Source organism: Pseudarthrobacter cellobiosi (genome assembly GCF_023913815.1).
Lineage (GTDB): Bacteria > Actinomycetota > Actinomycetes > Actinomycetales > Micrococcaceae > Arthrobacter > Arthrobacter cellobiosi.
Genome location: NZ_JAMXBK010000026.1, coordinates 154,927 through 174,004 on the forward strand (window position 1 = coordinate 154,927; position 19,078 = coordinate 174,004).

General features: G+C 61.9%; 16 protein-coding genes. 11 read left to right on the forward strand and 5 right to left on the reverse strand.

Annotated features, from left to right (window positions below):
* Nucleotide 1: 1 nt before the first annotated feature.
* From catA to NG701_RS14485, 8 genes are all read left to right on the forward strand, one after another.
* Nucleotides 2-862: a catechol 1,2-dioxygenase gene (catA, locus tag NG701_RS14450; protein ID WP_252568499.1), complete on the forward strand. Its 861-nt coding sequence runs from the start codon at nucleotides 2-4 to the stop codon at nucleotides 860-862.
* 48 nt (nucleotides 863-910) lie between these two features.
* Nucleotides 911-1,801: a LysR substrate-binding domain-containing protein gene (locus NG701_RS14455; protein WP_252568500.1), complete on the forward strand. Its 891-nt coding sequence runs from the start codon at nucleotides 911-913 to the stop codon at nucleotides 1,799-1,801.
* Between the two features lie 279 nt (nucleotides 1,802-2,080).
* Entirely contained in the window at nucleotides 2,081-3,115 is a 1,035-nt protein-coding gene (locus tag NG701_RS14460; RefSeq protein WP_252568501.1) for a sugar ABC transporter substrate-binding protein, read from the forward strand.
* Nucleotides 3,116-3,148: 33 nt separating this feature from the next.
* On the forward strand, nucleotides 3,149-4,654 hold the full coding sequence (locus tag NG701_RS14465) for a sugar ABC transporter ATP-binding protein (protein WP_252568502.1): 1,506 nt from the start codon (nucleotides 3,149-3,151) through the stop codon (nucleotides 4,652-4,654).
* Nucleotides 4,655-4,656: 2 nt separating this feature from the next.
* The gene (locus NG701_RS14470) at nucleotides 4,657-5,673 is read left to right on the forward strand and encodes an ABC transporter permease (protein WP_252568503.1); all 1,017 of its coding nucleotides are present in this window, start codon (nucleotides 4,657-4,659) and stop codon (nucleotides 5,671-5,673) included.
* A 76-nt stretch (nucleotides 5,674-5,749) separates the two neighbouring features.
* Nucleotides 5,750-6,931, forward strand: a complete 1,182-nt coding sequence (locus NG701_RS14475; RefSeq protein WP_252568504.1) for a M24 family metallopeptidase — start codon at nucleotides 5,750-5,752, stop codon at nucleotides 6,929-6,931.
* On the forward strand, nucleotides 6,931-9,048 hold the full coding sequence (locus NG701_RS14480; RefSeq protein ID WP_252568505.1) for a hydantoinase/oxoprolinase family protein: 2,118 nt from the start codon (nucleotides 6,931-6,933) through the stop codon (nucleotides 9,046-9,048). The genes NG701_RS14475 and NG701_RS14480 overlap by 1 nt, the downstream gene beginning before the upstream one ends.
* A gap of 2 nt (nucleotides 9,049-9,050) precedes the next feature.
* Nucleotides 9,051-10,811 carry a hydantoinase B/oxoprolinase family protein gene (locus tag NG701_RS14485; RefSeq protein WP_252568506.1) on the forward strand — a complete coding sequence of 587 codons (1,761 nt, stop codon included), beginning with the start codon at nucleotides 9,051-9,053 and terminating at the stop codon, nucleotides 10,809-10,811.
* A gap of 342 nt (nucleotides 10,812-11,153) precedes the next feature.
* On the opposite strand, the gene NG701_RS14490 is transcribed toward NG701_RS14485, so the two are convergent.
* The 3 genes from NG701_RS14490 to NG701_RS14500 form a co-directional block, all read right to left on the reverse strand.
* Nucleotides 11,154-13,181 (reverse strand): ABC transporter ATP-binding protein, encoded by a 2,028-nt coding sequence (locus NG701_RS14490; RefSeq protein WP_305884422.1) that lies wholly within the window; start codon nucleotides 13,179-13,181, stop codon nucleotides 11,154-11,156.
* Complete coding sequence (locus NG701_RS14495; RefSeq protein WP_252568507.1) at nucleotides 13,178-14,926, reverse strand: ABC transporter ATP-binding protein; 1,749 nt, start codon at nucleotides 14,924-14,926, stop codon at nucleotides 13,178-13,180. Before NG701_RS14495 ends, NG701_RS14490 begins: the two co-directional genes overlap by 4 nt.
* Nucleotides 14,927-15,372: 446 nt before the next feature.
* Complete coding sequence (locus NG701_RS14500) at nucleotides 15,373-15,828, reverse strand: nucleoside deaminase (protein ID WP_252568508.1); 456 nt, start codon at nucleotides 15,826-15,828, stop codon at nucleotides 15,373-15,375.
* A 95-nt stretch (nucleotides 15,829-15,923) separates the two neighbouring features.
* Between NG701_RS14500 and NG701_RS14505 the strand changes: the two genes are divergently transcribed.
* Both NG701_RS14505 and NG701_RS14510 read left to right on the forward strand, forming a co-directional pair.
* The gene (locus NG701_RS14505; protein ID WP_252568509.1) at nucleotides 15,924-16,112 is read left to right on the forward strand and encodes a hypothetical protein; all 189 of its coding nucleotides are present in this window, start codon (nucleotides 15,924-15,926) and stop codon (nucleotides 16,110-16,112) included.
* Nucleotides 16,109-16,303, forward strand: coding sequence for a helix-turn-helix transcriptional regulator (locus NG701_RS14510; RefSeq protein WP_252568510.1), 195 nt, complete (start codon nucleotides 16,109-16,111; stop codon nucleotides 16,301-16,303). The genes NG701_RS14505 and NG701_RS14510 overlap by 4 nt, the downstream gene beginning before the upstream one ends.
* A gap of 65 nt (nucleotides 16,304-16,368) precedes the next feature.
* On the opposite strand, the gene NG701_RS14515 is transcribed toward NG701_RS14510, so the two are convergent.
* Nucleotides 16,369-16,752 carry a MarR family winged helix-turn-helix transcriptional regulator gene (locus NG701_RS14515; protein ID WP_252568511.1) on the reverse strand — a complete coding sequence of 128 codons (384 nt, stop codon included), beginning with the start codon at nucleotides 16,750-16,752 and terminating at the stop codon, nucleotides 16,369-16,371.
* A gap of 84 nt (nucleotides 16,753-16,836) precedes the next feature.
* Between NG701_RS14515 and NG701_RS14520 the strand changes: the two genes are divergently transcribed.
* A complete protein-coding gene (locus NG701_RS14520) occupies nucleotides 16,837-18,381 on the forward strand; it encodes an MFS transporter (RefSeq protein ID WP_252568512.1) in 1,545 nt (514 codons plus the stop codon).
* A gap of 38 nt (nucleotides 18,382-18,419) precedes the next feature.
* On the opposite strand, the gene NG701_RS14525 is transcribed toward NG701_RS14520, so the two are convergent.
* The gene (locus NG701_RS14525; protein ID WP_252568513.1) at nucleotides 18,420-18,818 is read right to left on the reverse strand and encodes a hypothetical protein; all 399 of its coding nucleotides are present in this window, start codon (nucleotides 18,816-18,818) and stop codon (nucleotides 18,420-18,422) included.
* Nucleotides 18,819-19,078 lie beyond the last annotated feature (260 nt).

Below are 19,078 nucleotides of genomic sequence, written 5' to 3' on the forward strand. Positions count from 1 at the left end.
AATGTCACAAGAAGTCACCGAAGTTAAAGCCACGGCCGCCGAGTCCGGGGAAAAGGCCACTGAACGCTTTATTGAGAACCATGGCACCAACCTGGAGACACCCAAGGAAAGGGTTAGCCAACTGGCGACGGAGGTGCTGACCGCGGTCCATGATGTGATCCGCCGGCACAAGGTCACCTACGACGAATATCAGGCCGTGAAGGGGTGGCTGATCCAGGTTGGTGAGGACGGCGAGTGGCCGCTGTTCATGGATGTCTGGGTTGAACACGTGGTGGAGGAGGTTGCGACCGACCACCGCGAAGGTTCCAAGGGATCCATCGAGGGGCCATATTATGTACCCGGCTCCCCCAAACTGGCGGCAGTGTGCACCCTGCCGATGCGCGAAGACGAGCCCGGAACCCCCCTGCTCTTCCAGGGACAAGTCACCGATGTCAGCGGCCATGCGTTACCCGGCGCCAAAATCGAACTCTGGCATGCAGATGACTTCGGGTTCTACTCGCAGTATGCACCCGGACTGCCGGAGTGGAACCTGCGCGGAACCATCATCACCGATGACAACGGCCATTTCGAAATCAACACCGTTCAGCCGGCACCCTACCAAATCCCGACTGACGGTTCCTGCGGCAGACTGATCGAGGCCGCCGGCTGGCACGCGTGGCGTCCGGCCCACCTCCACCTCAAAGTCTCTGCACCCGGACACGAACTTCTGACGGCCCAGCTCTATTTCCAAGGGGACGAACATCTCGACGATGACATCGCCACAGCAGTGAAGCCCGAGCTGATCATCGCTCCGAGCCAGAAGGCTGACGGAACAGGAAACGAGGTGTCCTACAACTTCACCCTGGATCCTCTGGGCATCTGACAAAAGGTTCACCAACCGGCTCAGAATCCAACTGCGTGGAGGCGATCAATGGAGATCCGGCACCTCAGGTACTTTCTGGTCCTGGCGGAGGAACTGCACTTCAACCGCGCGGCGAAGCGACTTCATATTGCGCAGCCGGCTCTCAGCCAGCAAGTGCGCCTACTCGAAAAAGAACTCAATGTAGAACTCTTCATCAGGACCACAAGAAAGGTGGAACTGACGCTCGCTGGGGCTTCACTCAGGAAACATGCCCTGGAGATTCTGACGAACGTGGAGTCCGTGAAGGATCTTGTGGCAAGAGTGGCCACCGGCGAGACGGGAAGACTCACCCTGGGGTTCACGGGTTCGGCGACCTACGATCTTCTTCCACGGATCGCGCGCGCCGTCGGGGAAAAGATGAGCGGGGTTTCGCTGGTGCTGCGCGGCGAGATGGCCACAGCTAGTCAGATCGAAGCGCTACGGTCAAACGCCATCGATATTGGATTCCTGCGGCCCCCCATTTCCGAAGAGTTCCATCAGAGGATTGTACGGACCGATTACCTTTCGCTCCTCATTCCTGCCTCCCACCCGCTGGCAGGCGAAGAGTCGATCGACTTGGCACACATGGCCAATGAGTCGTTCATCCAATACAGCCCCAGTGCCGACCCAGCCACATTCACCATCGTTTCGAGCGCGTATCAACAGGCCGGCTTTGAGGCGGTTGTACACCAGGAAGTCGATGCGACCTCAGTTATGGTCAGTCTGGTCGCGGCTGGCCTGGGAATGGCACTGGTGCCAAATTCCGTGAGCCACGTGCGGGTCGACGGCGCCGTGATCCGGCCCCTGTCGAGTCCGATTATCCCGATGAACCTTGTGGCCGCTTGGAGGGTCGGAAACGACCTGCCAGCCATTTCACGGTTTCTTGAAATATTGGATCAAGAATTCCCAATCAGTGCTTAGTGGTTTGCATTGTCAGATTGATAAGTTGCGCTTATCAATTCTCCGCTAATCGATACCTATAACCCCTTGTTGAGACACCCCGTCTCCTGATGTACTTTCATCACCCTAGCCGGTGCGCTCGAATTAATAGCCCCGCACCTCGAAGTATTTGCAGCTTCTTCGACGACTTCAGCGTCGGACTCTGCGGAAAATGCCGTTCTGAATGTATTCCTCTTGAAGGACTATCAAATTCCAGGGGCATTTCCGAAATCAAGATTAAACCTATTAAGGACGGACAACATGTTCCGCAAAAAAAGTTACCTAGCCGCAGCTGCTCTCGCCGCGACCCTGTCCCTCGCCCTGTCGGCCTGCGGTGGGACCACGAACGCCGGCACCACCTCCGGACAGCATGTCTTCACAGTGGGAATGACCCTGCCGACGGCGCAGAACTCGACCATCCAGGGCATTGCCGAAGGCCTCCGGGCCGAGCTCGAACAGCACGGCGGCAAACTCATCACGGCTGACAGCCAGTTGAGCATCGACAAGCAGATCGGGGACATTGACCAGTTCATCACGCAGAAGGTCGACGCCATTATGGTGTTTCCCTTGGACTTTCCCACGCTGAAGAGTGTGCTTGGCCGGGCGGACAAGGCCGGCATCCCGCTGTTTGCCCATGATGCGCTGATGGAAGACGCCGGCGCCGAGGCCCTTGCCCCCATTCGGGCCGAGGTAGTGACCGGACGGAAGCAGCAGGCTCAGGAGGCAGCCAAATTCATCGCGGAAAAGACGGGTGGCACCGGTGAAGTCGGCGCGATCGGCATCGCGGCCCCGGTGACCACAAACATCTACCTTCTGGACCAGTTCAAGGAGCAGCTGAAGGCGCACAATGGGCTGGCTTTTGCCGGTCAAAAAGGCAACCCGACTGACGACGCCGCTGGAGCGCGGCCGTTGGCCGAAGCCTTCCTGACCCAGTACTCGACTCTGTCCGCCATCTATACGTACAACGATCCCAGCGCCATCGGCGCGGCAGCCGCGGCCTCTGCCGCCGCCAAGTCCAAGAACGTTGTTGTGACCGGCTTTAACGCCAGCCAGGACGGACTCGATGCCGTGAAGAACGGAAGCATCGATGCAACGTGGGACTACAAGCCAGTAGAAGTCGGCCAAACCTTGGGCCGTCTCATCCAAACCTCAGTGGTGGAAAAGAAGCCGATCGGGCACTTCTACCAGATGGATGTAGCAATTGTCACACCGGAGAATGTTGCTTCGTTCGTGCCGTGGTCCGAACGGGTGAAACAGATCGCCGAAGGAAAATACCTTGGCCTCCCCATCAAATAGTGTCCGCCGTTCCAGCGACTCGGAAGGACCATGATGCTCGAGATCAATAGCTTGGTGAAGACGTACCCGGGAACGACGGCGTTGGACGGCGTAAGCCTCTCAATCTCCTCCGGCGAAATACTCGCCATCGCCGGCGAAAACGGCTCCGGGAAATCAACCCTCATGAAGATTATTGCAGGCCATTTGGCGCCCGATTCCGGCCAACTCCAGGTTGACGGGAAGGCAGTGAAGTTCAGCAGTCCCAGCGATGCGGTTGCGTCGGGTATAGGACTTGTGGAGCAGGAGCTGGCCGTCGCTCTTCACCTGACCGTTGCGGAGAACATCCTGCTGGGGGCCCTTCCCACGCGGCGCAGAATCGGGTTGGGCGTCGACTGGACTCAGGTCCGGAAACGTGCCAGGGAGATTCTGGATGTCCTCGAGATTGATGTCGATCCGAAGGCCATCGTGGGGCAGCTACCCATCAATATCCAACAACTGGTGGCAATCGGCAGTGTCCTTTCACGCCGGCCCCGCCTGATGCTGCTGGACGAGGCAACCAGCTCGCTGTCCGAAGATGAGACCGACCGGCTGCTTGGCACCCTGCGGCGGCTCAAGGAGGACAACGGCATGGGGATTGTATTCATCTCCCACCGCATGCGTGAAATGCGCGAAATCGCCGACCGGATCGTCGTCCTTCGGGATGCGTGCGTCAGCGGTGCGGCCCCCATGCGAGATGTCTCAGACGGGGACGTCGTCAAGATGCTGGTCGGGCGCGTTCTGGATAATGTCTTCACGTCGGAACGGACGGTCACTGAACGAATCGTCCTCCAGACTGAGGCTTTGTGCGCTGCCGAATTCATCGAAGACGTGACCATGACGGTGCACGCAGGCGAAGTGGTTGGCTTGGCCGGGCTGATGGGCTCCGGCCGCTCCACTCTGGCCCAGACCATTTTCGGCGCCGTCCCGCGGACTTCCGGGGCCGTAAGGATTGACGGGCGGGAGGTCAGATTCACGCACCCCGCCCAGGCGCTGAAAGCCGGCGTCGGGTTCGTCGGGGAAAACCGGAAAGCTCAGGGAATCTTTCCCGGCAGATCCGTACGGGAGAATATGTCCGCCGCCAATCTGGCCAAGAACTCCCAGGCCGGAGTCATGTCTGCGACGCGCGAAAAAAGTCTCACCCGAAAGGCCATTTCAAAATTTGGCGTTAAATGCGCCGACATTGAGGACCGCATTGAGGCGCTTTCCGGCGGCAATCAGCAAAAAGTACTGCTGGCTCGTTCTATCCTTCGTGAACCGAAACTCCTGGTCCTCGACGAACCAACGCGCGGCGTCGATGTCGGAGCCAAGGCCGAAATCTACGAACAGATCGCCCAGGCCGCTGCCAAGGGTATGGGCTTTTTGGTGGCCTCATCCGAGCTCACAGAACTAATTGGCCTTTGTGACACCATCTACGTCCTCTCGCAGGGACGAATCGTCGGACACCTCGATCGGGAATCAGCAACAGAAGAGCGCATTGCTGCGTTGGCCTTTCATTCAGAACAAGCTAGGGAAATGGCCTGATCATGGCAATCTCAACACCGCAGACCACGAATTCTGCCAAGAACACCCCTGCAGCTCAGAAGCCGGCAGCAAAGATCGTTTCCTTCAGCCCAAAAGTTACGCTCTCCATTGTCCTTGTTTTACTGATTATCTTCTTTGCCGCATTCCAGCCCAACTTCCTGACCATTGAAAACTTTGTAAACATCCTGCGTCTTCAAACAGTTCCCCTGATATTAGCCGTGGGAATGACAATGGTCGTTCTGACCGGTGGCGCTGATCTGTCGATCGGATCCGCCCTGGCTCTCTCCGGAATTATCGCGGGATCTCTGTATCAGGCCGGAGTCCCTGCGGTCGCGGTCATCGCCATCACCCTGCTCGCAGGCATGACCTTGGGCCTGCTTAACGGCGTCCTGGTAGGTGTCCTGGGCATGTCATTCTTTGTGGTCACCCTGGGAACGCTGTCCGGATATCGAAGTCTTGCCCTGGTGGCCTCGGAGGGGAAATCCATCCAGCTCGGGGATGCGCCATTGTTCCTCCAAATTGGTGACGGAAGCCTTGGGCCCGTGCCCATTCCGGTGCTGATCGCCGCCATCGTGGTGGCCCTTGGCTACTTTGTCCTCGCTCATACGAGCTGGGGACGCAAGATCTACGCGGTCGGCTCCAGCAGGGAAGCGGCACGGTTGGCCGGCATCCGGGTCCAACGTGTCCTGCTCTCCGTCTATGTGACTTCTGGCCTGCTGGCTGCACTGGCGTCCATTATTCAGATGGGCAGACTCACATCAGCCTCCCCCGTCGTGGGCACCGGAATCGAACTGCAGGTCATTGCCGCCGTACTGCTTGGCGGGACCATCATGTCCGGCGGTTCCGGCGGGCTGGGCGGTACGGTCATGGCCGTCCTCATGATGGGTGTGCTCCAGAACGGCCTGACACTCTCCGGGGTCCCGGACTTCTGGCAGGGGGCCATCACCGGAACCATCCTCATCGTGGCCGTCTACATGGACCACGTACAGCGACGCCGCCGCGGCCTGGGCGCCGTTTGACGACCTTCCTGAGTCGGTCGCCGCGAAATGAAGAATTGCTGAAAATCCTGAGATTTTTCTAATGAGGAGCTCGAAAATGGTTACATCAAGTTTGCTGACTTCAGCCTTTAGCCCGCTAAAGAAAAAGATACGGGACGGCCGGATCGAGGCCCTGTGGGCCGAGATGAAGTCTGAAGGCCTGGGCGCACTGATCGTGGCAGGACGAGGACTCATCACCCAATACGGGTATCTCGAATACGTGACAGGCTACTGCCCGCAGGTTCGTCTGGCTTATGCAGTAGTCATCCCCGGCGAGGAACCGATCATGGTCCTGCCCACCACCTCCGATGCGTGGTTCGCCAAACAGGCCACACAGCTGACAGACGTCAGGGCAGCGGGCCAAGGTGATGTGATCTCTGACCAGGACAGCCTTCCCCAGGTGATCGCCGCCGTCGTCAATGAACACCACGCCGACGGCGGGAAGATCGGGGTCGTAGGCCTTCGTCACATCGTTCCCGTCGGAGACTACGAAATGCTGCGGGCCGCCCTTCCAAATGCGCAACTGACTGACGCAACCGCACTGGTGGGCCGGATCAAGGCCGTGAAGGTCCAGGAGGAAATCGATGAAGTCCTGCGGTCCGCAGTCATTGCCGATGCAGGCCTGCAAGTCTTCCACGAACGCGCGGCCGTCGGAGTTTCCGGCTGGGAGTTGTGGGGGGACATGCAGCGCGAGGTCCGCCGGAGGGGAGCACGTGAGGTCCTGATCATGGTGGGGACCAAACCGTACTTCAACGACGTTCCAACGGCTGATCCGCTCGTTGAAGGCGATCTCGCCAGCGTCTACGTGGAAATCACCGGGCCCAACGGATTCTGGGTAGAGAAGGCAAGCCTGTTCGCCATCGGCCAGATCAGTAGCGAGAAGCGCCGTATGGCCGAGACCACACTGGCCGCCCATGAGGCCGCGCAAACCCAGATGCGGGTGGGCAAGACTGCAGCTGACGTAGCAACCGCGATTGAAAAGATTGCGGCGCCGGAAGGCGTCGATTTCGGGATCTGGCACGGTCATGGCGTTGGCATCGACCATGACACGCCCGTCCTGACCGAGAGCGACAACACGATGCTGCTCGAGGGCATGGTCCTGGCATTGCACCCGAATTTCGTGAATTCACAACTCACTGAAGGGGCAAGCGTCGCAGATACCTTCATCATCCGGCAGGGCGCTCCCCTGCAGGCTTCCAACATTGCTCAAGAAATATTCCAGATCGGAGAGGGAAACTAATGTCCTATCAAGTTGGTGTCGACGTCGGCGGAACGTTTACAGATTTCCTGCTGGTCAATCAGGCAACAGGCGCGAAGCGCCAGCACAAGACCTCGACGACTCCTGCGGACCCCTCCAATGGGATCCTGAACGGGCTGTCGGAATTGGCGGTTCTCGAAGAGCTATCGGAACAGGATTTCTTTTCGCAGATTGAGCTCATCGTGCATGGCACTACCGTAGCCACAAATGCGGTCTTGACAGGGCGGGGCGCCAAGACGGGGCTCATCACGACAGAGGGGTTCCGCGACATCCTGGAGATGCGCCGCGGCATTCGGAGCCGAAAGCACCTTTACGACAACAAGTACGTAGCGCCAGCACCTCTTGTGCCCCGGGATCTGCGTAAGACTGTTTCCGAGCGCGTAGATGTAGATGGCAGCGTCGTGACACCCCTGGAAGTGGAATCACTTCGTCAAGCAGTCGCGGAACTGGTCGCCGAGGGCGTTGAGGCCATCGCCGTCTGTTTCGTCCACTCCTATCAGAACGCGGCACATGAGCAGGAAGCCCGGAAGATTATCGAAGAGTGTGCGCCGGGGGTCTTCCTGTCCATCTCCTCTGAAGTGCTGCCGCAGATTCGGCTCTACCCACGGATCAGCACCACGGCAATGAATGCCTACCTTGGCCCTGTGGTTCAGCGGTACATGAAGAAGATTGTCGGGCGGTTGGCCGAACGTGGCGCTCACGGGACGCTGATGGTGATGCAGTCCAACGGCGGAATCACGTTGCCCGCGACCGTGGCCCATCTGCCAGCCTCAATAACGATGTCCGGGCCTGCGGCCGGTCCGGTGGCCGCATTGGCCTACGTGGCACAGCGCGGCTGGGCAGACTGCACAGTGGTTGATATGGGAGGCACAAGCTTTGACGCCTCGTTGGTCAAGGACGGTGAAGTCCAGATCACCCGTGAAGGCGAGATCAACCGCCACGTGATCTCCCTGCCGACAACGCACGTAAATACCATCGGCGCGGGCGGCGGATCCATCGCCTGGATCGACGACGGCGGCATGTTGCGCGTGGGTCCGCAGAGCGCCGGCGCCGATCCGGGGCCCGTTGCTTATGGCAAGGGCGGTGAGGAACCAACAGTTACGGACGCCGGCGTTGTCCTCGGCTATATAGACCCCGACTACTTCCTGGGCGGACGGGTGAAGCTTCGGAGTGATCTGGCGGCCGCGGCCATTGCGAACAAGGTCGCCGGTCCGCTGGGCCTTTCAGTCGAAGAGGCAGCTGCCGGTATCTACGAGATGGTCAACCTGGAGATGGCGGCGGGAACCAAAAACATTTCCGTAGAACGAGGCTACGACCCCCGGGAATTCCCGATGGTGGTGGCTGGCGGCGCCGGACCCGTCCACGCGGGCATGATTGCCCATGAGCTCGAGATACCTGTAGTGGTCATCCCGCGACTGTCCTCGGTGCTGTGTGCAGCAGGTATGTTGATGGCCGACCTGCGACACGATTTTGTCCGTGCTTTCAGTACTAGGTTCTCGCAGATCGACCTGAACCGGGCACACGCGCTGATCACGGAAATGTCCCATGAGGGCGACGCACTGCTGGACCTCGAAGGGGTTGCCGCTGAGGATCGCGCCGTCATCGTTTCTGCCGACATGCGCTACATCGGACAGCACCACGAGGTGATTGTCAGCTTCAACGCCGCAGATCTGGATCCAGCGGATCCGGCGGGGCCGGGCAGGGTCGCCGCGCTTTTCCACTCCCGGCATGAACAGCTGTACGGTTTTTCAGCCGCCGGTGCCGACTTGGAGATGCTCAGCCTCCGGGTGGCAGCGGTCGGCCGCAGGCCGGCGCTCGACCTCACTGAGAAGGGTACCGGGTTCGAGTCTGAAGCTGCTCCCAAGGGGCGCCGCGACGTCTACCTCAAGTCGCTGGGCCGGAAGGAATCAGTGCCGGTTTACGACGGGCAATCACTTCCTGTGGGACAGCAGATTGTAGGCCCGGCCATCGTTGAGGAACCAACCACGACGGTGTTTGTCCCGGAATTCTTTGACCTTGAGCTCGACGGCTCGGGTAGCTACGTCATGACGCGGAAAAACTTTGACGCCTCGTCTCTGCTCACGGAAGGACAAAAGTAGACATGTCACAGGTACAAGCACAGGCGAGGAAGGCCCTCAGCCCGATCCTTACCTCAGTCATAGCCAGCCGGATCAAGGCTATTGGCGAACGCATGGGCGTAGTGGTTGAACGAAGCACGAGATCCCCCCTGTTAGTGGAAGGCCGCGACTTCTCGTTAGGCATTTATGACCAGGACGGGCGGCTTATCGAGCAGACGGAATACATTCCCATCCTCGGCTATGCCGCTGCGCCGGCAATGCGGCATATCGCCGAAAAATTCAAAGGCAGAGTCAAGCAGGGAGACGTGATTCTGCACAATGATCCGTATACCGGCGGCAATCAGGCCTCCGACTGGAAGGTCACCAAGCCGGTCTTCCATGAGGGGGAACACATTGCCTGGGTTGTCATTACAGCCCATCAGGCCGACGTCGGCGGCGCGGTTCCGGGGTCATACAACCCCAACGCCACGGATCTCTGGCAGGAAGCGCTCAGGCTGACTGCAGTCAAGGTCTACGACGGCGGCGTCCTGCGCGATGACGTATGGGACCTGATCTTCGGCAATGTCCGTCTTGGCGTCGTTGAAGAGGACATTCGCGCAATGATCGGCGCCTGCACAGTTGGCGAACGCGAACTACAGGTGCTGGTGGACCGCTACTCAGTTGAGACATTCAAAGCCGTGGTCGACAGCATGCTCGACTCTGCCGAGGCCATGGCCCGTCAGATCATCACCAGGATGCCGGATGGTGTCTACAAGTCCCAGTGGCAGGTCAATTACGACGGCATCACCCCTGACAGCACCATGCAGATCAGGGTTGAGATTACGGTCAAGGGCGACCAGCTCGTCTTCGATTTTGCCGGAACGGATCCTCAGACACCCGGATACGTCAACGCTCCCTTGGCGGTGACCCTCTCCTCCGTCATGATTTCCTTCTTTATGTTGGCGGATACGGAAATTCCACACAACGACGGCATCATGCGTTGCATCGAGGTCAAAGTACCCGAGGGCAGCATCCTGAATTGCCAATATCCGGCGGCGTCAGGATTCGGTAACCACCTTTCAGACCAGATCTGTTCAGCCATCATGCTGGCCTTCTCCGAGGCCCTTCCGGAGCGGGTAACCGCCGGCTGGAACCCGCTGCTGTGCTCCATTCTGAACGGCCAGGAAGATCGGAACGATTCACCCTTTGTGGACATACTCATCAACGCCTGTAAGGGCGGCGGAGGCGGGACCCAGGGTGCCGACGGTTACGACCATGTGGGGCTCATCGCTTCCGGTGGTGCCCTCGGTGCGCAGGACCCCGAGATGTTCGAACTGATGATGCCCATCTTCATCCGGAAATTTGAATACCTGCAGGACTCCGGGGGCGCAGGAGAGTGGCGCGGAGGACTGGGTGTTGAGTCGATCTTCGAGTTCAAAGCCCCCAGTATCCAGGCCAGCATCTTCGGGGATGGCGATACAGACGAATCGGCCGCGCCGGGGCTCAACGAGGGGATGCCTGGGTCGGTTAACCTTATCGAGTTCACTTATCCGGACGGTGACGTGGTCATCCCGAAGTCCAAAGACTTGATCACAGGGCTGCCGGCTGGGACGCTGTATCGTCAGCTCGCCGGCGGCGGCGGCGGATTCGGCAATCCCCGGGTGCGCCCGGCCGCACGGGTAGCTGAAGAAGTCCGTTTTGGATATGTGTCCGTTGCTTCAGCCCGTGAACACTACGGTGTTGTTGTAGATGACGCTGGGATCATCGACCAGGAATCCACGGACGCACTCCGCGGCGTCGCATAGCTGAGTCTTCCGCAGACATCAGTGCTGGCCCGGGCCCCACACGGCCCGGGCCAGCACTCTCGGAGGCGACCAGTTCCCGAAAAATGCGAAGTACACCCCAACCTGACGTCAGGCAGCTATTCAAACACCGTCAGAATAGGGTCCAAAAGGTGTTTCCCGCACGACCCCAGTGGACACTCTTGAATCCCAATCTGACACAGGGCCGCGGAAACGCCTGCCTATCTGGCTGGAACTTGCCGGTCTTGAGTTCGATGACGACATAGCGTGTTACCCGCATCTGAAAAAACAACAGGTCAAGCTGAAGTAGTCGGCAGTCTCACACTGCATTAAACCTCCGCCACATTAAACCTCCGCCACAGGAGCCGCGAACTGCGCCTCATAGAGCCGCCCGTAAGCCCCGCCCGCAGCCAACAGTGAAGCATGCGTCCCCTGCTCCACAATCTGCCCGGCCTCCATCACCAGGATGAGGTCGGCGTCGCGGATGGTGGACAGCCGGTGCGCGATCACGAAGCTCGTCCGGTCAGACCGCAAAGCGCGCATCGCTTTCTGCACCAGCACCTCGGTCCGTGTGTCCACTGAAGAAGTCGCCTCGTCCAGGATCAAAACAGAAGGCCGGGCCAGGAACGCCCGCGCAATCGTCAGCAGCTGCTTCTCGCCCGCGGACACATTCGAACCTTCGTCCTCCAACACCGTGTCGTACCCCTCGGGCAGTGAGCGCACGAACCTGTCCACATACGTCGCCCGCGCCGCCTCCAGGATCTCGTCCTCCGTAGCCGTAGGCCGGCCGTACGCAATGTTGTCCCGGATGGTCCCGCCGAACAGCCACGTATCCTGCAGCACCATCCCGAGTCGCGAGCGCAGCTCGCGCCGGGGCACTGAGGTGACGTCCACGCCGTCGAGCGTTATCCGGCCCGCATCCAGCTCGTAGAACCGCATCATCAGGTTCACCAGCGTGGTCTTGCCCGCCCCGGTCGGCCCCACAATCGCGACCGTCTGCCCCGGCTCCGCCACCAAAGAAAGCGAAGAAATCAGCGGCTTGTCCGGCGAGTAGGAGAACGAGACGTCCTCAAACACCAGCCGGCCACGCCCAAAACCAGCAGCACCACTAGGAGGATCAGCAGACTCCTCCGGCTCATCCAACAACGATAACACCCGCTCCGCCGACGCCACCCCGGACTGCAGCAAGTTCGCCATGGACCCCAGCTGCGCCAGCGGCATGGTGAACTGCCGCGAGTACTGGATGAACGCCTGCACATCGCCCAGCTGCATGGCCCCCGACGCCACCTGCAGGCCACCCCCCACCGCGATCCCCACATAGACCAGGTTCCCGATGAACGTCATGGCCGGCATGATCAGCCCGGAAATGAACTGCGCCCCGAAACTCGCGTCGTACAGCTCCACGTTCTTCTGCCGGAACCGCTCTTCCACCTCGCGCTGCCGGCCGAACACCTTCACCAGCGCATGCCCGGTGTACGTCTCCTCGATCTGCCCGTTCAGCTCCCCCGTGTGCTTCCACTGCGCCACAAACAGCTTCTGCGAGCGCTTGGCGATCAGCGCCGTGATCCCCAGCGTCAGCGGCACGGTCACCAGCGCGATCAGCGCCAGCGTGGGCGAGAGGATGACCATCATCACCAGCACGCCCACCACGGTCAGCACCGACGTGACCGCCTGGCTGATGGACTGCTGCAGGCTTTGCGAGATGTTGTCCACGTCGTTCGTCACCCGGCTCAGCAGCTCACCGCGCTGGATCGAATCGAAATACCGCAGCGGCAGCCGGTGGATCTTCGCCTCGATCTCCTCGCGCAGCCCGAACATCGTCCGCTGCACCACCCCGTTCAGAACATACGCCTGCACCCACATAAACGCCGACGCCAGCACGTACAGCACCAGCGTCCACAGCAGCACACTCGACAGCGCCGCGAAGTCGATCCCCTCCCCCGGCGTCACCGCCATCGGCGTGAGCATGTCCGCCCGCTGGTTCTCCCCCGCGGCCCGCAGCTGCGCGATCAGCTCCGCCTTGCTCACCCCGGCGGGCAGCTCCCGCGACACTACTCCCGCGAAAATCAGGTTAGTGCCCTCCCCCAGCAGCCGCGGCCCGATCACCGACAGCGTCACGCTGGCCACCCCCATGATCAGCACCAGCAGCAGCCACGCCCGCTCCGGCCGCAGCGTACCCAGCAGCCGCTTGGCCGACCGCCCGAAGTTCATGGCCTTCTCCGCCGGGACGTTCATCCCCGCGAACGGTCCGCCGCGTCCCGGTCCACCCGCCGGTCGGGGGATGCGTACGACGTCGGCAGTCCCGGTTTTCGAGCCGGGTGCGGTTCCAGCGTTGGAACCAGCGCCCGACGACGGCCGGTGCGGCGTGCTCATACCGTCTCCTCCGCTGCCAGCTGGGAGGAGACGATCTCCCGGTACGTCTCGGACGTCTCCAGCAGCCCGCGGTGCGTTCCGCGCCCCACGATCCTGCCGTCGTCGAGCACTAGGATCTGGTCGGCATCCACGATACTGGACACGCGCTGGGCGATGAGTACCAGGGTGGCGCCGGCGGTGCTGCGCTTGAGGGCCTGACGCAGGCGGGCGTCGGTGCCGGTGTCCAGCGAGGAGAACGAGTCGTCGAAAATGTACAGCTCGGGCCGTTTCACCAGGGCCCGGGCGATGGCCAGCCGCTGCCGCTGGCCACCGGAGACGTTGGTGCCGCCCTGGGAGATGGGCGCGTCCAGCCCGCCCTCCATCTCCTCGACGAAGTCCCGGGCCTGGGCGATCTCCAGGGCGGTCCAGAGCTCGTCCTCGGTGGCGTCCGGCTTGCCGTACTGCAGGTTGCTGCGGACGGTGCCAGTGAACAGGTAGGGCCGCTGCGGCACCAGGCCGATGTGCCCCCAGAGGAGGTCCGGGTGCAGTTCGCGGACGTCCACGCCGTCCATCCGGACCGAGCCGGTGGTGGCGTCAAACAGGCGCGGCATGAGGTTCACGAGGGTTGTCTTGCCGGCACCCGTGCTGCCGATGATCGCCGTCGTCTGCCCTGCCTTGGCGGTGAAGCTGAGCCCGGAGAGGACGGGCTGGTCGGCACCCGGGTAGGCGAATCCGACGTCGCGCATTTCCAGCTCCCCGCGGCGCCGCCCGCCGGACGGAACCGCGCTGCTCACTGGCTTTAGCGGCGGCCGCACGCTCGACTCGGTGCCCAGCACCTCGCCGATCCGGTCCGCCGAGACCGCGGCGCGCGGGATCATCACGGCCATGAAGGTGGCCATCATGACGGACATCAGGATCTGCATCAGGTAGCTGAGGAACGCGATGAGCGTGCCCACCTGCATGGAGCCGTCCTCGATCCTGAATGAGCCGAACCAGATCACGGCCACGCTGGAGACGTTCAGCACCAGCATCACCACGGGGAACGCGAGCGCCATCAGCCGGCCGGCACGCAGCGCGGTGTCCGTGACGTCCTCGTTGGCCTGGGCGAAGCGGGCGGTCTCGATGTCCTCGCGGACGAACGCGCGCACCACGCGGATGCCGGTGAGCTGCTCGCGGAGCACCCGGTTCACGGTGTCGATCCGTTTCTGCATCTTCCGGAACAGCGGCACCATCCGGGTGATGATCAGCCCGACGCCGATCATGAGCACGGGCACGGCGACGGCGATCAGCCAGGACAGCTGCACGTCCTGCCGGACGGCCATGATCACGCCGCCGATGGCGAGCATGGGCGCGGCCACCATCATGGTGGCGGCCATCAGCACCAGCTGCTGGACCTGCTGGACGTCGTTGGTGGAGCGGGTGATCAGGCTGGGCGCGCCGAACTTCGTGACTTCCTGCTCGGAGAACTCCCCCACACGGGTGAAGATGGCGCCGCGCAAGTCCCGGCCCACGCCCATGGCCGCCTTCGCCCCGAAGTACACGGCAATCACGGCGCAGATGATCTGCAGCAGCGTGATTTCCAGCATCAGGGCGCCCAGGCTGAGGATGACGCCGGTGACCCCCTTGGCCACGCCCTCATCGATGATGTCCGCGTTCAGGGTGGGCAGGTACAGCGACGCGATGGATTGCGCCAGCTGGAAAATCACGACGGCGATCAGCAGCTGACGGTGCGGCCGCAGGTATTCAACAAGCAGTTTCCAGAGCATGGCGGCTCCAAATGGTTCTGTCCCGCTGGTGTTCGAGCTGGAGGTGGTGCGAAGGTCAGTTTACGTCCGGTGGCTGGGATTCATCCGGGCGGGCGACGGGGAAAATGGGCCGGTTCTCCGACAGCGTATTCGCCATGCCTGCGGGGGCGCCTACTGTGCGTGCTGTCCGGCGAGGTGGACGTATAGGCCCGTCGGGAAGCTCATACGCCAGCCCGCCCACCACCACCACCGCGGGGAGGCCGGTCAGGACAAGGACCCAGACGGGCCTCCCCCGCAGCCGCGCTCACACGGCTGTGGCCGCTAAGGCGAGCGCGCCGAGAGGCTGGCAAAAAGGAGAAGAACGCCTGCGGTGCAGGACCGCCACAGACCACAGGCGTATGAATGCGCGGCACGCGATAGCTTTGGCCGGGTCTGATCTATTTCACCGGCGCTCCTTTGTGCCTGGACTACTCGGCGATGTCCTCCGCCCATAGTTCAGGGTGTTCGTCCTGGAAGGTGCGCATCATCTCAACGCATCGGACATCATTCAACACCACCACTTCGACGCCGCGTGAGCGGAGAAGTTCGAATTCGCCGGAGAACGTCTCGGCCTCGCCCACCACCACGCGCGGAATCTTGAATTGGATAATGGTCCCGGTACACATCGCACACGGCGCTAGGGTGGTGTAGAGGGTTGTGTCCCGGTAGCTCTTCTGGCGTCCGGCAGCCCGCAACGCAGACATCTCGCCGTGGGCGATTGGATCGCCATGCTGGACACGCTCGTTGTGACCGCTGGCAATGACGACCCCGCCCCGGGCCAAGGCAGCACCGATCGGGATGCCGCCCTCTCGGAGGCTCTTTTGTGCGGCCTCGTAGGCAGCCTCGAAGACCGGGTCTGTGATGGTTCGTTCAGTTTCGGACATGGGTGCAGTCTAAATCGCGCGCGTCGAAGAATTGTTGGTGGCCGCTGAAGGCTTGACCTCGAGGCTTCACGCGATTTCTCCGGGGAATTGATGAGTTGCAGCGGAAGATCATCCAGGATGCGCGGGTGGTCACCTTCGGACTGGGGTGGGTCGGCGGATTCGCCTATGTCGTCGCGGACGCTGCCGGCCTCGTCGCGTACGACGTCAATCTCGCGGGCTTCCCCACGCTCCTGGGCGTCGTCTACCTGATCACCTTCGCCGTCGGCATGATCAGGTACCGATGAAGAACCGCCTCACAGACCTTCGGACCGAACGCGCCTGGACGCAGGCCGACCTGGCTCAGCGTGTCAGCGTGTCGAGGCAGACAATCAACGCAATCGAAACAGGAAAGTTCGACCCGAGCCTCCCAGTCGCCTTCCGCCTCGCTAAGCTGTTCGACCTGAAGATCGAAGAGATCTCCATCGACGATCACTGACGCGCCATTTCAAATCCGCGACCTCGGATGCGGAAGAGCCCGGCCAGGACGGCAAGGGCTGACGGTTAGTCTTTGCCCAGGTTTTCCCTGAGCAGGGCGCGGTGCTCGATGGCGGCTTGCCTGTGGAGCGCGCGGCCGGCCTCGGTGAGTTCCAGGTACAGTGAGCGCCGGTCATCTTCACAGGACTGGCGGGAAATCAGTCCGGCTTTGTCGAGCCGGTCCACCACCTTGGACATGGCGCTCTGGGTCATAGGGGTGCGCTCACCGAGTTGCTTCATGCGGCATGCCGCATCGGCGCTTTCGGCCACGAGGTCCAGGATTTCAAACTCCGTCAGGCCGATGCTGAACTTCGACTCCAGCGCACGCTCCAGCGCGCCCGCCGTGTGGAAATACGTGGTCTGGATGCTGCGCCATTGCTCAACCAACTGGCGGTCCTGCGGTTTTGCCATGCAGCGATTCTAGTTCATTACCAATTAAAAGTCCACGTCATAATATTCCTTGTCATTCAATGACGTGTCATATAAGTTGTTGCCATGACTTCAACTTCCACCCTTGAAAGAACAGCCGGAGACCGGCTTACAGCTGTGCGTTGGACGCGCGCACAATGGATGCTCCTCCTAGTCCTGTGCACCGTCCTGGCACTCGACGCACTGGACGTATCAATGGTCGGCGTGGCCCTGCCCTCGATCGGCAACGAACTTCATCTCGGAACCGAATCCCTCCAGTGGATCGTCTCCGCCTACGTACTCGGCTACGGAAGCCTGCTCCTGCTGGGCGGACGAATGGCGGACCTGCTCGGCCGGCGGCGCATCTTCCTGATTGCGCTCAGCGTCTTCGCCGCGGCATCCCTGCTCGGCGGGCTGGTGGATGACCCGGCCCTGCTGATCGCCACCCGCTTCGTCAAGGGCCTGGCCGCCGCATTCACGGCTCCCGCTGGCTTCTCGATCATCACCACCAACTTCGCTGAAGGGCGCGAACGCAACCGTGCCTTGTCCATCTTCACCACGTTCGGCGCCAGCGGATTCTCCCTCGGCCTGGTTGTAGGCGGCCTCATGACCGCCCTGAGCTGGCGCTGGACCTTCCTGGTCTCCGTTCCGGTGGCAGTCGCCGTTGTGATCCTTGGCCTGAGGTACATCCCCCGGGACGGAGCCGCAGGCCAGGCTGCCAACGGGGAGCAGGAGAGCGGGCATGACGTCTGGGGCGCCATCACGCTCGCGGCCGGCATGCTGGGGCTCGTGTACACGCTGGTAGCGGCCCCGGGGAACGGCTGGGGATCTGTGGCAACTATCGCCGGATTCGTGGCCTCCGCCGGGGTGCTGGCAGCGTTCGGCGTGATCGAAAACCGCGTCAGGCACCCCCCGATCCGGTTCAGCATCCTCAAGGAAGGCTGGGTTGCCCGGGCCAACCTCAGCGCCGTGGGGCTGTTCGGTTCCTACCTGAGCTTCCAGTTCATCCTGACGCTCTACCTGCAGTCTGTACTGGGATGGAGCCCCCTTGGCATGGCCCTGGCGCTGCTCCCGACCGGCCTGCTGGTTGCCTCAAGCGCACCGTTCGCGGACCGGCTCATCGAGAGATTCGGCGCCCCGCGGCTGATCCTGACCGGTCTGGCGGCGTTGACGCTCGGATACGTGCTGTTCCTTCGTGTGGGTACCTCGCCCAATTACGTGACCGACATTCTCCCGTCCGTCCTGCTCCTGGGCGTCGGTTTCGCCCTGGCCTTCCCGTCCATCAATGTCCAGGCCACCGCAGGCATCCGGGATGCCGAGCAAGGTTTGGCCGCAGGCCTGATCCAGACCAGCACCCAAGTCGGCGCCGCCCTGGTACTTGCCGTCACCACGGCAATGGTGAGCGGTCACGGCAATGCGCCCGAACCAGGTGCCGCCGTCAATGCGGCCGCGATGCTGGAACAGTACCGACCGGGCTTGATCCTGAGCGCCGCGGTGGCCGTGGCTGCTCTTCTAATTGCCGCGACGCCCAGGCTATCGCCGGGCAAAAGGCGGGAGCCGGGAGTTCAAACCGACGGGCGTCCAGAGGATTCCACAACGAGCGTTGAGGAACTGGCTGAACTAAGCAAGTGACAGCAGCCGACGCCGGCCCAACCGCGTTGAAGCCAGCGCTACTCTTCGATCTCGCCGCCGAACGCGCGCAGGTGCTGCCGGAACGTGATGGTCGCATCCGAGGTCCGGGCTGCGAGGTACTCCCCCAGGCGGGCCTGGGTCCGGAACGTGGTGCCCAGGTTCATCTTCGCGGCCTGGGAACGTTCGGTGTCACGGATCGTGGCTGCCACGTCCGCGACGTCGGCGGCGCGGCTGAGCGGAATGAACAGGGCACCGTCGTCGGCGCTCAGGACGAAGGCCTCGGCGGTGACGCCGTGCTCGCCGCACGTTGCGGACTCCAGCGCGGCGGGCTCGCGTGGATCGAGTCGCGTGGATCGAGCCGCTGCGGGCCCACCGGCAGTGCCCCCTGGCTGAAGACCGGCAGCCGGATGGTCCGCAGCTCGCTCTCTGCCAACCATTCAGACGGCAAGGTCTAACTGTTCCCCGCAGAGCTCATCATTCGCCGGTCCTGCGTCTGCGCCAGTGGATTGAAGTCCCTGGGCCAGTGACTGGGCCGGCACGGCGGGCCTCGTCAATCCACTGCGGATGCCAACCAGCGAGGGGATGTGCGCGGAGAACCTCTCGCTTCCCTAGCGCTGGCTAAGCCAGGATACGGACTGCGCCACGGAAAACACTGGGTGAACGTCTGGCTAACCACGTCAAAAAGCCGCCCCTTGAC